This is a genomic window from Variovorax sp. RO1, from assembly GCF_002849325.1.
Lineage (GTDB): Bacteria > Pseudomonadota > Gammaproteobacteria > Burkholderiales > Burkholderiaceae_C > Variovorax.
In genome coordinates this window covers 2,142,894-2,156,154 of sequence record NZ_PKMT01000001.1, presented here as the reverse complement: position 1 = coordinate 2,156,154, position 13,261 = coordinate 2,142,894, and the positions used below count along the sequence as shown (strand labels likewise).

At 61.7% G+C, this 13,261-nt stretch carries 13 protein-coding genes and 1 pseudogene; 4 read left to right on the top strand and 10 right to left on the bottom strand.

All coding sequences use genetic code 11. The features are described 5' to 3' along the window. Positions 1 to 22: 22 nt before the first annotated feature. Genes meaB through scpA form a run of 3 tightly spaced genes read right to left on the bottom strand, consistent with a single transcriptional unit; the run spans position 23 to position 3,724 of the window. The gene (gene meaB, locus CY658_RS10300) at positions 23 to 1,072 is read right to left on the bottom strand and encodes a methylmalonyl Co-A mutase-associated GTPase MeaB (protein WP_101490003.1); all 1,050 of its coding nucleotides are present in this window, start codon (positions 1,070 to 1,072) and stop codon (positions 23 to 25) included. Beyond that, positions 1,069 to 1,542 carry a GNAT family N-acetyltransferase gene (locus CY658_RS10295; RefSeq protein WP_099790209.1) on the bottom strand — a complete coding sequence of 158 codons (474 nt, stop codon included), beginning with the start codon at positions 1,540 to 1,542 and terminating at the stop codon, positions 1,069 to 1,071. Before CY658_RS10295 ends, meaB begins: the two co-directional genes overlap by 4 nt. 16 nt (positions 1,543 to 1,558) lie before the next feature. Continuing rightward, positions 1,559 to 3,724: a methylmalonyl-CoA mutase gene (scpA, locus tag CY658_RS10290; protein ID WP_101490002.1), complete on the bottom strand. Its 2,166-nt coding sequence runs from the start codon at positions 3,722 to 3,724 to the stop codon at positions 1,559 to 1,561. 131 nt (positions 3,725 to 3,855) lie between these two features. Here scpA and CY658_RS10285 point away from each other — a divergent pair, with 131 nt between their 5' ends. From CY658_RS10285 to CY658_RS32445, 4 genes and pseudogenes are all read left to right on the top strand, one after another. Then, the gene (locus CY658_RS10285; protein WP_101490001.1) at positions 3,856 to 4,503 is read left to right on the top strand and encodes a GntR family transcriptional regulator; all 648 of its coding nucleotides are present in this window, start codon (positions 3,856 to 3,858) and stop codon (positions 4,501 to 4,503) included. A 98-nt stretch (positions 4,504 to 4,601) separates the two neighbouring features. Continuing rightward, a pseudogene (locus tag CY658_RS33175) lies at positions 4,602 to 4,832 on the top strand (IS5/IS1182 family transposase); the annotation flags it as partial. A 214-nt stretch (positions 4,833 to 5,046) separates the two neighbouring features. After that, on the top strand, positions 5,047 to 5,754 hold the full coding sequence (locus CY658_RS32450; protein ID WP_143713650.1) for a hypothetical protein: 708 nt from the start codon (positions 5,047 to 5,049) through the stop codon (positions 5,752 to 5,754). Between the two features lie 3 nt (positions 5,755 to 5,757). Further along, positions 5,758 to 6,075, top strand: a complete 318-nt coding sequence (locus tag CY658_RS32445) for a DUF2645 family protein (protein ID WP_143713648.1) — start codon at positions 5,758 to 5,760, stop codon at positions 6,073 to 6,075. A gap of 25 nt (positions 6,076 to 6,100) precedes the next feature. On the opposite strand, the gene CY658_RS10275 is transcribed toward CY658_RS32445, so the two are convergent. The 7 genes from CY658_RS10275 to CY658_RS10250 all read right to left on the bottom strand — a co-directional run bounded on the left by CY658_RS10275 (position 6,101) and on the right by CY658_RS10250 (position 13,217). Then, positions 6,101 to 6,886: an IclR family transcriptional regulator gene (locus CY658_RS10275; RefSeq protein WP_101489999.1), complete on the bottom strand. Its 786-nt coding sequence runs from the start codon at positions 6,884 to 6,886 to the stop codon at positions 6,101 to 6,103. A gap of 166 nt (positions 6,887 to 7,052) precedes the next feature. Then, complete coding sequence (gene dusA, locus CY658_RS10270) at positions 7,053 to 8,081, bottom strand: tRNA dihydrouridine(20/20a) synthase DusA (RefSeq protein WP_374221095.1); 1,029 nt, start codon at positions 8,079 to 8,081, stop codon at positions 7,053 to 7,055. A 327-nt stretch (positions 8,082 to 8,408) separates the two neighbouring features. Further along, a complete protein-coding gene (locus tag CY658_RS10265; protein WP_101489997.1) occupies positions 8,409 to 9,173 on the bottom strand; it encodes a RelA/SpoT domain-containing protein in 765 nt (254 codons plus the stop codon). Beyond that, a complete protein-coding gene (locus CY658_RS10260; RefSeq protein ID WP_180838910.1) occupies positions 9,170 to 10,150 on the bottom strand; it encodes a ParA family protein in 981 nt (326 codons plus the stop codon). Before CY658_RS10260 ends, CY658_RS10265 begins: the two co-directional genes overlap by 4 nt. Positions 10,151 to 10,179: 29 nt before the next feature. Then, complete coding sequence (locus CY658_RS32440; protein WP_143713646.1) at positions 10,180 to 10,794, bottom strand: hypothetical protein; 615 nt, start codon at positions 10,792 to 10,794, stop codon at positions 10,180 to 10,182. A gap of 766 nt (positions 10,795 to 11,560) precedes the next feature. Then, a complete protein-coding gene (locus tag CY658_RS10255) occupies positions 11,561 to 12,376 on the bottom strand; it encodes a helix-turn-helix transcriptional regulator (RefSeq protein WP_101489995.1) in 816 nt (271 codons plus the stop codon). A gap of 43 nt (positions 12,377 to 12,419) precedes the next feature. Further along, the gene (locus tag CY658_RS10250) at positions 12,420 to 13,217 is read right to left on the bottom strand and encodes an acetoacetate decarboxylase family protein (RefSeq protein WP_101489994.1); all 798 of its coding nucleotides are present in this window, start codon (positions 13,215 to 13,217) and stop codon (positions 12,420 to 12,422) included. Positions 13,218 to 13,261 lie beyond the last annotated feature (44 nt).

The following is a 13,261-nucleotide window of genomic DNA, read 5'->3' as shown; positions in this document are numbered from 1 at the left end:
GAGTCTTGTGGGGGCCGAGGTGTCACACCCGGGCGGTGATGGCTGCCGCGGCGAGCAGCTGGCGCGCCGCCGTCGAGGCCGGCAGGCTGCCTTGCGCCACCTGTTGCGTGAGTTGCGGCAGCAGCTCGCGCACCTGCGCATGCTGGCGAAATGCCTGCTTGAGCCCGGCGTCGATGCGTTCCCACATCCACGCGGTGGCCTGTTTTTCGCGGCGCTTCGCGAGCTTGCCGTTGGCGGTCTGCAGCGTCTTGAATTCGAGCACGGCGTCCCAGAAGGCGTCGACGCCGGTGCCGGCGAGCGCGCTCAGCTGCAGCACCTTGGGCAGCCAGAAACGGCGCTCCACGCCGCTGTGCGCGTCGTGCACCGCGTGCGCGTGGTCGGGGTTGCCCTGGTGGCCGAAGAGGCGCAGCGCCGAGGTGATCTGGGCCTGCGCGCGGGTGGCGGCGTCGCGGTCGATGTCGGCCTTGTTGATGGCGACCAGGTCGGCCAGTTCCATCACGCCCTTCTTGATCGCCTGCAGGTCGTCGCCCGCGTTGGGCAGCTGCAGCAGCACGAACATGTCGGTCATGCCGGCCACGGCGGTTTCACTCTGGCCCACGCCGACGGTCTCGACGATCACGATGTCGTAGCCCGCGGCCTCGCAGACCAGCATGGCCTCGCGCGTTTTCTCGGCCACGCCGCCCAGCGTGCCGCTCGACGGGCTGGGCCGGATGTAGGCGCGCTCGTGCACCGACAGGCGCTCCATGCGCGTCTTGTCGCCAAGGATGGAGCCGCCCGACACGGTGGACGACGGGTCGATGGTGAGCACGGCCACGCGGTGGCCCTTGCCGATCAGCAGCAGACCCAGTGTTTCGATGAAGGTCGACTTGCCCACGCCGGGCACGCCCGAGATGCCCAGGCGAAACGACTCGCCGGTGCGCGGCAGCAGCGCCGTGAGCAGCTCGTCGGCCTGCGCGCGGTGGTCGGTGCGTGTCGATTCGAGCAGCGTGATCGCCTTGGCGATGGCACGCCGCTGCACCATGCCGTCTGTGGCGGCAATGGCGCGTTCGAGAGTCTGCACGGTGCCGCTCATCCGCAGGCCAGTTCCGTGCAGCGCCAGCGGTAGTGCAGGTCGACGCCCTCTTCGCCCTCGAGCACGAAGCCGTGGCGCAGGTAGAAGCGGTTGGCGTCGCTCTGCACGAGCGCGGTGAGCTTGATGTCGCGGCGCTGTTCGCGCGCCTGGGCCTGCGCCCAGTCGATCACCCACTCGCCGATGCCCAGGCCCTGGAAGCCGGTGCGCAGGTAGAGGTGATCGAGCCGCAAGGCATCGGCCCCTTCGGGCTTGAGCGTGACGAAGCCCACGCGCTGGCTGCCGTCGAGCACGATGTGGTGCATGAAGGGCACCACGAAGCCCGCGCTCAGGCGTTCGCGCGAACGCGCGGCATCGAAACGGCCGACACGCTCCAGGCTCGGGCGCATCGCATCGATGCGCAGGGCCAGCATGTCCTCGAAGTCATTGGAGTCCACCGGCTGCAGGGACAGCCGTGGCAGAAGATCGCCCACGATGTACCTCGACCGATCAGGCGGCGACGGCCGCGCGGATCTGCTCCAGCACGTCCTTGGCGCTGGCCGGGATGGGCGTGCCCGGGCCATAGATGCCCTTGACGCCGGCTTCGTAGAGGAAGTCGTAGTCCTGGCGCGGAATCACGCCGCCGACGAAGACGATGATGTCGTCCGCGCCCTGCTTGCGCAGCTCTTCGATGATGGCCGGCACGAGCGTCTTATGGCCGGCGGCGAGCGTGCTCACGCCCACGGCATGCACGTCGTTCTCGATGGCCTGGCGCGCGCACTCTTCGGGCGTCTGGAACAGCGGGCCCATGTCGACGTCGAAGCCCAGGTCGGCGAACGCCGTGGCAACGACCTTCGCGCCGCGGTCATGCCCGTCTTGCCCGAGCTTGGAAATCATCACGCGCGGGCGGCGGCCCTGCGCTTCGGCAAAGGCGTTGATCTCGGTCTTGAGCGCTTCCCAGCCTTCGGCCGAGTCATAGGCGGCAGCGTACACACCGGTCACCTTTTGCGTGTCGGCGCGATGGCGGCCGAATGATTTTTCGAGGGCGTCGGAAATCTCGCCGACGGTGGCGCGCGCGCGCACGGCGTCGATGCTCAGCGCCAGCAGGTTGCCGGTGTTGCTTTCAGCGGCTTCGGTGAGCGCGTCGAGCGCGGCCTGCACCTTGGCGTTGTCGCGCGAGGCGCGGATGCTCTGCAGGCGCGCCACCTGCTGGTCGCGCACCTTCACGTTGTCGATCGACAGGCTGTCGATCGCGTCTTCGGTCTTGAGCTTGTACTTGTTGACGCCGACGATCACGTCCTTGCCCGAATCGATGCGCGCCTGCTTCTCTGCGGCGGCGGCCTCGATCTTGAGCTTGGCCCAGCCGCTGTCGACGGCCTTGGTCATGCCGCCCATCGCTTCGACCTCTTCGATGATGGTCCAGGCGGCGTCGGCCATGTCCTGCGTGAGCTTTTCCATCATGTAGCTGCCGGCCCAGGGATCGATCACGTTCGTGATGTGCGTCTCTTCCTGGATGATCAGCTGCGTGTTGCGCGCGATGCGCGAGCTGAACTCGGTGGGCAGCGCAATGGCTTCGTCGAGTGCGTTGGTGTGCAGCGACTGCGTGCCGCCGAACACCGCGGCCATCGCCTCGATGGTGGTGCGCACCACGTTGTTGTACGGGTCCTGCTCGGTGAGCGACCAGCCAGACGTTTGGCAGTGCGTGCGCAGCATCAGGCTCTTGGGGTTCTTGGGGTTGAACTCCTTCATGATGCGGCACCACAGCAGACGCGCTGCGCGCATCTTGGCCACTTCGAGGTAGAAGTTCATGCCGATGGCCCAGAAGAAGCTCAGGCGCCCGGCAAAGCCGTCGACGTCGAGGCCCTTGGCCAGTGCGGTCTTCACGTATTCCTTGCCGTCGGCCAGCGTGAACGCGAGCTCCAGCGCCTGGTTGGCGCCGGCTTCCTGCATGTGATAGCCGCTGATCGAGATCGAGTTGAACTTCGGCATCTTCTGCGCCGTGTACTCGATGATGTCGCCAATGATCCGCATGCTCGGCGCCGGCGGAAAGATGTACGTGTTGCGGACCATGAACTCCTTGAGGATGTCGTTCTGGATGGTTCCGCTCAGTTGGTCTTGCGCCACGCCCTGCTCTTCGGCCGCGACCACGTAGCCCGCCAGCACCGGCAGCACGGCGCCGTTCATCGTCATCGACACGGAGACCTTGTCGAGCGGGATCTGATCGAACAGGATCTTCATGTCCTCGACCGAATCGATCGCCACGCCGGCCTTGCCGACGTCGCCGGTCACGCGCGGATGGTCGCTGTCGTAGCCGCGGTGGGTGGCCAGGTCGAAGGCCACGCTCACGCCCTGCCCGCCGGCGGCCAGCGCCTTGCGATAGAACGCGTTCGATTCTTCGGCCGTGGAGAAGCCGGCGTACTGGCGGATGGTCCAGGGGCGCACCGCGTACATGGTGGCCTGCGGGCCGCGCAGGTAGGGCTCGAAGCCGGGCAGCGTGTCGGTGTACTTCAGGCCTTGCAGGTCGGCCGCGGTGTACAGCGGCTTCACGCTGATGCCGTCGGGCGTGACCCAGTTCAGCGCGTTCACGTCGCCGCCGGGCGCCGACTTGGCGGCGGACTTGGCCCAGGCGTCGAGATCGGCCGGCTTGTAGGTGGGTTCGGGTGTGCTGCTGCTCATGGAAGGCGCCGCTCCAGGCGGTGGTCTGACGGGATTCGCAAGGTCGCTTGCACGGATTTGCAAGCCGTTCGCGAGTCTAACCCATCCGTAATTATTAATTCAAACGCATTTTTTGAAGTACAGTGCAGCCCATGTCCGCCGTCACCCTGACCCCCCGCGCCCTCTATGAAGAGGTGGCCGAGCTCCTGCGCCAACGGATCTTCCGCCGCGAGCTGGAGCCCGGCAGCTGGATCGACGAACTCAAGCTGGCCGAGGAATACGGCATCAGCCGCACGCCCCTGCGCGAGGCGCTGAAGGTGCTGGCCGCCGAAGGCCTGGTGACGATGAAGGTGCGTCGCGGCGCCTACGTCACCGAGGTGTCGGAACAAGATCTGGCCGATGTGTACCACCTGCTCTCGCTGCTCGAGAGCGACGCCGCCGGCGTGGTGGCCGAGCGCGCTACCGACGACCAGCGCGCCGAGCTGAAGGCGCTGCACGCCGAGCTGGAAGCCGCCGCCGCCCCCGGCAAGGAAGACCGCGAGCACTTCTTTGCGGTGAACGAGCGCTTCCACATGAGCCTGCTGGCCATTGCCAACAACAAGTGGCGCGACCAGATGGTGGCCGACCTGCGCAAGGTGATGAAGTTGAATCGCCACAACTCGCTGCTGAAGGCGGGGCGCATTGCCGAATCGCTGGCGGAGCACCGCGCGGTGATGGCCGCCATCGAGGCGCGCGACGCCGCCACGGCCATGGCGCGCATGCGCGAGCACTTCCTCAACGGCCTCGAAGCCGCTGTATAGGTTCACCCCCAGGCTGCGCGCACTTCGTGTCGCTTCGCCAACCCCCTTCCGGGGGCGACGCCTGCGGCCCGGCAAAGCCGGTTCCGCGGCGTCTTGCCAGCGGGATGGACCAGTGCTGGCTGAGGGGCCAGACCAGCGACGCGCTCCATGCGGTGCTGTGCGCGGCGGGCTTCAGCATCCGATGGCTGCGGCGTGCCATGGTGCGCCTGGGCCTCAAAGACCTTTACTCGCGCCCGATCGGGCCCCTGCCAGTGCTTCCGACGGCGCTCGAACCAACAGCACCGCGTCCCCAAATGCGTGCCGCAAGGGTGACAAGCGCGGCCGGGTGAATTTTACAGGGCCGACTATTTAGTCTTCGTATCTTCAAAAAAACACCCTCGCTGTTTTTTATTTCTCATAATTCCCCAAGAAATTCAAATCCACCACCAAAGGCATGATAGACGAGCGCCAGCCATCTCATTATGATGATTGAATTCAAAAGGGAGAATTCATGTCCTCAAATGCAAATTCAAAATCGACACTCACACCCTATGGGAGAGCGGTATGAGTGGCAAGGAGTTTTGCGCGTCGGACAGCTCGAACTACCCCAAATGGAACACTTGGGATGTTTTCAAATGGAAAGCCTTGTCGGAAAAATTTGGCGGCGGCAGAGTTTACTTGGAAGCTTACAAGGATGGCTGGATTGCATACAACAAGTATGAAATCACTGAAATCGCAGCACAACATAGAATTCCAGCCGTCTTACTTGCCTCTGTTGCCTGGGCAGAGGTTGGAGGAAAACCTGACGGATTCAAGAAGCCAGTCTTCATAGGACGCTCCTTGCAACGTCAGCTAGCGGGAAGACCCACTTTATTTGGCAAGCCTCCAGAAAGAACTTCATTTGGAGCAGTGAGCATGCAACTGGAAGTTGCGGCCAGAGAGCTTGGCCTATCCGTTGAAACAATTCCCCATTCAGATCGCATGAATCTAATTTCATGCCTTGAAACAGATAAATTCAATTTACGCCTGGTTGCTCAGCATTTAAGAAATCTCATTTTGCACGACAACCCGGGCAATGACACGTTGAGTCTTTCTACGGAGCAATTCATTGTGGTGGGAGCACGCTATAACCGAGGCATAGAGCGACCTTTAACTGATATCACAAACTCCATAAAACTATCACCAGGCGCACAGGGTAGAAATTTTTCCGAATATGGTCGCAGGATGCTAGAGCATCGTGCTCACGTTGCAGCACTCCTGAATAGAACATAAAAAATGAAAAAACTAGGCATAGTAATAACCTCGGTATATGCACTGTTTTGCATCACCCTAATGCTCATCATTCCAATGAATAAGTTCGAATGGATGCTGGATGAGCCAAGCGCACGCACTGAGGGATTAACTTTTTGTGGATTGCCTGTGGACGAAGATATTAATCCTCGGCAATTATTCTTGGCATTTTTGGTGCCAATTTTGGCATTTGGCATCGCGCAATCTATGCGACAGCAAAAAATCCATTACTCTCTTTGGATTGCCTTTGCCTTGCTGGCCATTTGGGGATGGCGCTTTTTTATTTACTACCCTTTGTGCTAAATTTTCAGCTCGCGGGCATTTCTATTCAGTCCAGGGTGAGGGTGCCCGCTTCGGTCGCGATGCGGCGGGCGATTTCCAGCATGCGGGGGGCGACGCGGCTCAGCATGGTCTCCCTCGGCAGCAGGTAGGCGGGGCCGCCGCAGCTCACGCCATAGCGCTCGCCGCGCGGGCCTGCGAGCGCAAAGCCCAGGGCGTGGATCTGGGGATTCCATTCGCCGAAGGAGGTGCAGTAGCCCAGGCGGGCGTACTCTTCCAGGCTGGCGATGAGGCGCGGCTCGATGGCGTGCCAGTTCTCGCCGGTCTCGAGCCGAATCTGCTCCAGCAGCGCCGCCTGCTCGGCCGCGGGCAAGGCGCCGATGTAGGCGCGGCCGGAGGCCGAGGTGGCAATCGACATGCGCGAGCCGACGTCGATGCGGGAGCTGATGAGTGCCGAGCGCGGGCGCAGCGAGTCGATGACCAGCATGTCCAGATCGTCGCGCACCGCCATGTGGATGCTGGCCCCCGACAGTTCCGCCAGGTTGCCGAGATGGGGACGCGCCAGTGACCTCAGGTCGAAATTGCGCAGGTAGCGGCTGCTCATGTCGAGCAGCACCGGCCCCAGGCTGAAGCGCTCGCTGTCTTGCGACTGCCGCAGAAACCCCGCGCCCACCAACGTCGCCGTGAGGCGCGACACCGTGGCCTTCGGGATGCCGGTGGTGTCGGCCAGTTCCCGGTTTCCGACGGGCGCCGCTGACATCCCGATGACCTTCAGCAGCGACAACCCCCTGGCAAGCGCACTGACTTCTTCCTTGCCGCCCACAGCTTCACTCATAAGACAGAACCTTTTTCTTGTTTCCCTGACCCGCCTTATTCTTGAGCAAAAACAGGTGATTCGCTCACACTTGTTGTTGCATTGTCATGAAACTGTGTTCCATCGCGCGTCAACTTCGGTCAATTGTGTTGACTGTCTACAAAGTCGGTGGCGGCGGCGAAGGGATTCAGGCGGCCTGAGCGGCGACGGGTTCGTGCGCCAGCGCCATCACTTCGTGCGGCGGGCGGGTCTTCAGACGGTGGTCGCTCCAGACCTGGCGCCAGCGGCGGGCGCCGGGCAGGCCGTTGCGCAGGCCCAGCATGTGGCGCGCGATCGACCACCAGTTCGTGCCGTGTTCGGTCGCCTCGCGGACCATGTAGTCGCACATCTGCGCCTCGATGTCCTCGCGCGTGAGCGTCTGCGGGGCCTCGCCGTAGAACTCGGCGTCCCACTCGGCCAGCCACCAGGGGTTGTGGTACGCCTCGCGGCCGATCATGGCGCCGTCGAGCAGCCGCAGGTGCTCGTGCACCTGGGCGTTGGTGGCAATGCCGCCATTGATCGAAAACTGCAGCGCCGGAAAGTCGTGCTTCAGCCGGTGCACCAGCGCATAGCGCAGCGGCGGAATCTCGCGGTTCTGCTTCGGGCTCAGGCCCTGCAGCCAGGCGTTGCGCGCGTGCACGATGAACGTGCCGCAACCCGCCTCGCTCACCGCGCCGACAAAGTCGCGCACGAACTCGTAGCTCTCGATCTTGTCGATGCCGATGCGGTGCTTCACCGTGACCGGCACATCGACCACGTCGACCATCGCCTTCACGCAATCGGCCACCAGTTGCGGCTCGTTCATGAGGCAGGCCCCGAAAGCGCCGCGCTGCACGCGCTCGCTCGGGCAGCCGCAGTTCAGGTTGATCTCGTCGTAGCCCCACTCTTCGCCGAGCTTCGCGCAGTGCGCGAGGTCGTTCGGCTCGCTGCCGCCGAGCTGCAACGCCACGGGATGTTCCTCGGCATGAAAGCGCAGGTGGCGCGGCACGTCGCCGTGGATCAACGCGCCGGTGGTCACCATCTCCGTGTAGAGCAGCGCATGGCGCGTCATGAGGCGGTGGAAGACGCGGCAGTGCCTGTCGGTCCAGTCCATCATGGGGGCCACGGACAAGCGCATGGCCTCGGTGACACGGGCCTTCCGAGGAAAATCAAGTACTGGCGCGGAGTTATCGCTCATCTCATTCGCTGTCATTCGGTCTTGTTTATCGCTATTTTTTGGGTGTCGCTAACAGCCAAAATATCCCCGAGTCGATGGTCTCCATCAAGATGCAGCTACCTGATGTTGTGTGCATCGGAACGCGCACTTCGGAATAGTCACGCGACTGCAAATCGATTGAGCGGCGGCAGTTTCTTAGATTCCCATGCACTTGCGCAGTGTCATGTAGATTTTTCCCGACACGGGGCGCGCTGCTCTCGAAGAGGGAAGAGGCGAAGTGATCGCTGCGTTTATAGATGAGGCTCGCGCTGCTGGTAAAGGGTTTCACAAGCAGCTTCGCCCTGCCCATCACGCTTTGCCATTAGCACTGGTCCTCACCGTTGAGCGCCTCTTGCTGGCGACCAGCAGCGGCGACTTAGCGCCGTCGCTATCGCTGAGAAATATAGAATCGACTAGGCGACTGCAACTCGATGTCATGCGAGCGAGTACCTTGATTTGTTCTCGACAAGCTAGAAGTTCAGACTTCTTCGGATAGTTAATCGTGTGATCCACTTCCCCCCACACCTCCTCCATCAAGGTGCGCACCTGAATCTCACACGTCAGCTCCGATTTGGAATTTGGCTGCAGAACGTAATGCACACTTGTATAAAGACTGTCCGACTCTTCCGGATCAAACCCAATACTTTTGAAGTAAGCACGATTTTCAATGTCCCACGTTTTTGCAATGGGACCTTCCTTGACCACCCATCTGTACTCTTCAAAGATTCCGAGAAGTTCTTTGTGAATGCCCTCGATCTGACGCGTGTGAAGATGGATGATCCTCAATCCTGCGAGATCGTTAACCCGTTGAAAAAGATTGTCTGGGTTGTAGTCGGGTGCAAGTCCTGCTGCCTTAGCCTCAATGAACTTTCGGATCAGCTTATCTCGTAGATGCGTTGGATCCTTAACCCGACCTTTCGTCGTGTGAATTAGCTTCTGTAACTCCTTCGACGACGAGATCATAGAATCCCAAGAACTCAGCAATGATTCGAACTTTGCAGTGTTTTCGACGAAGTGAGCAACCATTTTATCGATCGCACGCAACTCTTTCGCCGAGAGCGTTAAGGTCTTCACAACGCTTCTTCCTCCTCTGCGATGCGAGCAATTATCTTCTTGGCAATTTGAGCGAACTCAGCCTCCGCTTCAGCCTTTTGGCCAGCCGTGCTAGCGCCCGCAACTTCGCTGAATTCGACTCCCTGTTCTTGAGCTGCGATCGCTAGCGAGCCGAAGTCTTTGATCTGGCCAAGCTTGTAGGTACTCAGCGAATGACTGGCGAGCCTGGGATCAATCTTACGAAGGACCGCAACTATGTCGCTCTGAACAGCCTTTTCTAATTTTGCGACGTAACCGGCATATCCACTAGCAATCGCTCCTCCATAAATCCGGAATCTTTGAAGCACGTAGCCCAAGAATTTTGGCTGCCCGGAAAGTAGAGGGGCGTCGTCGGGAGCAAGCTGGGCTATGACGTTCCAGTCTTTGATCCAACTGGCGAGGGAATGCCCCAAAGTGCTAAGGGCTCTAGTTGAAAATAGATCGCATGCAGCCGGGACTATGAAGTAGTCGCAATCTAGAATAATGACTTTGTTCAGTGGACCAATGTTCGGGCCGACGTCATAGAAAACGTAGTCGATTTCATATTTTTGCACCACTTGGTCAACTAACTCGCTCAGAGCGGTCACGCCTTTGTAGCCTCTGGCCTTCCTTTGAAAACAGTCGAGCCACGTCTGCGTCAAGTCTTGCTCGTACTCTGACAGCTTGATGTCACCAGGCAGAAGATAAACATTTCTCGATCGCTCAAGGGGCTCGATCACCTTAATTGGTCCAGTGCCGTCCAATACAGGCTTGATAGCTGACCATAAGGTGTTCCCTCGTGCACCGTCAGATTCGTCGAGCCACTTATTGACGACAATCTCTTCGACCAGATAGGCAGTAATATTGCACTGCGGATCGGCGTCAACAAGTAACACCCGCTTTCCAGCGTTGGCGAGTGCTGACGCTATATTGACCGTAAGTGTCGTTTTCCCCACTCCGCCCTTGTGGTTGTACAGCACAACTTTTGTGTACTTATGCCTGCGCTTCATCACTGTGGCTCAGACGGCGGCGTTAAAGAAGAAGTGGTCGAAGCCTGCGCTGTCTTCTTCGCTGTTCGCTTGGGCCGCTTTCTAAGATTCGCAGACCTAAGGTAGTCGCGAGCTGCGTCTCGGTCTGGCAGCAGTTGTACGTAATGCTCGCCGATAGCACTGACCTGCTTCGCACCTTTGATGGCTTGAACCAAAAGACCCGCCTTGCTTGCGTTTTCGACTGCCATTGAAGCGTTGCTTAGCTTGGGCTGAGCCGCCTCGGTATTCAACGCGCTGACATCTAACGTCTTAAAATGCGGAGTATCTCGATAGTGGGTCAGGTAGTAGCCGAGACAAGCTATTCGCTCAACGTCACTGATGGGCGCTTTGTCCCGCAGGAAGTCCTTCGGCGAGAGCGCCCGATCCTCGGAGAAGCTGCCGGGCGTAGGCGGCGAAAGGGGTTCTGAGTATGTTCGAGTGGGCGCTGGCCGCGGGGCACTTGCGTCCGTGAGTTCGACGTCCAAACCAAGAAACAGAATTACCGCACGGAGCGCGCGCAACTGCTCGTCCCGTTTAAGTGGTCTCAGCGCACTGATAATTCGCGTCAATGCATCCAAATCGTTGGCACTGTCCATTCTCGCTCCTCTGATGTTCTTCCTTACCGACGCGTAAAGTGTAAGTCAAGAGTTGCATGACGCGTCGCCCGATGCAGCGATGAGCATCGCCGGAATTGAACTGAGCGCCAAAATTTGGACGGATTTCCAAGGATCCTATGGGGAAGTACGAACACAATTTAAGCTTTGGGGCGCTGGAGGTTTCTAGTTGGCGAAGGCGACGCGAAGTTGCTCGGACAGCGCCTATCCGTGCCCCCCTGAAAAGTTGACTCAGCGGAGTCGTTTACCACGTAGCACATCCACAAAAACACAGCCTGGCCCCATCTGAGATGGTCGATTTTCGGAGTGATGGCGACCAGATTGACTGTTTACATAGCCTCGACCGAATCCGGTCGGCTAAGTCGATGGATTCCGAACGTGATCGCCGCCGTTCCCAAACGCAAGCCGCGCGCGCAAACCCAACTTAGGGGCAAGAAATAAGGCAGGCCCACGCCACAAGAAGTCTGCCGTGGGACAGGGGGTGCATGCCCGACCGAAGCACAGCAGCTAGCGACTTGACCGACCGTACTGCGCTACGGTGCAAGTCGGGTCCAGCGCAGCAAAGGCGCAGCGAGTTGCCACATTCCTGCCACATGCCTACTGCCGTACAGCTCTAAGTAGTTGACCCGCATGGATTTTCTAGCTGGGGCACGTCCAGTCCATCGTGGGCGCGACGGAGATGATTTTTTCTTTCAGATTCAAGGACTTGTCGTTCATACGCGGGGCGCTCGCTCGGGGGCGTAGTTTCTCACGCGACGGTTTTTGGCGAGCCGCCCGCCCGGTAGTTCCCCGGCGTCACGCCGAAGCAGCGGCGGAACCAGCGCGAGAAATGCGCCTGGTCGGCAAAGCCGCATTGCGCCGCCACCTCGGCCGGCCCGTGGCCTTCCCGCAGCAGCACCTTGGCGCGGGCGATGCGCGCCAGCCGTGCGTACTGCGCCGGTGCCATGCCGACCGCCGCGCGGAACAGGCGATGGAAGTGCTCGCGCGACACGCCGAGCCGTTCGGCCAGCGATGCGGGTTCGATGCGGCAGGCGTCTTCGGTCGCGAGCAGGTCGCACACGGCCTCGACGCGCGCGTCGCCCGCCGCCCGCGCGACCGCCACGAGCGGGTCGGTCGTCTGTGTGCGAAAGAGGTCGTCGAGCAGCGCGCCGACCCGCACACCGTCTGCCGCCGACGCCGCCTGCGCGAGCGCATCGACGGTCGCCTTGTCGCACCAGACGTCCTGCCGCAGCGACCCGCGCCGATCTGCCGGCCAGCCCCTGCGCGCCGCCACCCAGGCGTGCGGCACGTACAGCATCACCATGCGAAAGCCCTGGGCGCTCACGCCGGCCGTGTGCAGCGCGAACGGCGGCATCAGCACCAGCTCACCCGCCTGCGCGGCACGGGGCGCACCCGCGCAGACGAACTCGCAGCGGCCTTCGAGGATCGCGCCCACGCTCCACTCGGCATGCCAGTGCAGCGCGAAATGCGCTTTGGGATCGCCCGCGAACATCACCTCGACCGGCGTGCCATCGTCCAGCGGCAGGTCGATCACGTGCGAGTTCGTCGGGGCGGGGAGCGTCATGACCCGCCGAGGGTAGCGCAGCCGCCCGCGGGAGGCAGCGCCCTCACACCGCGATCGCGCCGCGCACCGTGAGGCCCATCCAGCCTGCGCTGGCCTGCGTCGCCTGCACGGGGCCGAGCAGCGCGAGTTCCTCGACCGGGTGCTCGTGGAAACGCAGCGTGGCCTCGCCCTGCACCCAGCCTGTTTCGACACGGTCGATGATGTCGGCACGCAGGTAGCGCGGCACCGCCACGCTGCCTGCTTGCGTCAGGTCGGGCCCGCCGATGGCGCCGATGGTGGGCGCGGCCAGGAAGCCGAGCGGCCCGCTCGCCTCGCCCGACAGCGTGACCGTGACATCCACCAGCCGCCGCTCCTTCACGCTGAGGCTCGCGCCGAGCCGGCTGCCGGCCGCCATCGGTGCGGCGGCCGGATGGATCAGCGGCAGGCTGCGCGTCAGCCAGGTCTGGCCTATCTTCTTGGGCCAGCCCTGCAGCCAGCCGCGCAGCATGGAGATGTCCTGGTCGACGTAGATGAGCGGGCAGTAGAAGCAGCGGCGCGAGGTGTCGCCGCGCGCCGGTTCGATCTCGAGCACCACGATGGTTTCGCGGTACTGCGCGTACACCGGGTCGAGCATTTCGCGCCCGTCGTCGCCGCACGATTGCCAGTCGGCGAAATGCACGCAGCCGTGGCCCGTGGCCACGCCGACGTCCGGCGGCACCAGCGCCGCGCCGCGTGCCGCATCGAACGAAAAACCCACATTGACCAGCCACCCGGCGTAGTGCCACGGTGGCGCCTGCACGAGCGCGCTGCGGCCCGAAGCGGTGAAGGGTGGAGCGAAGGACGGCGAAGAAGAAGGCGACATCGAACAACCTGTCGTGACGGAGTCAAAGAAGCCCCGCACGATAG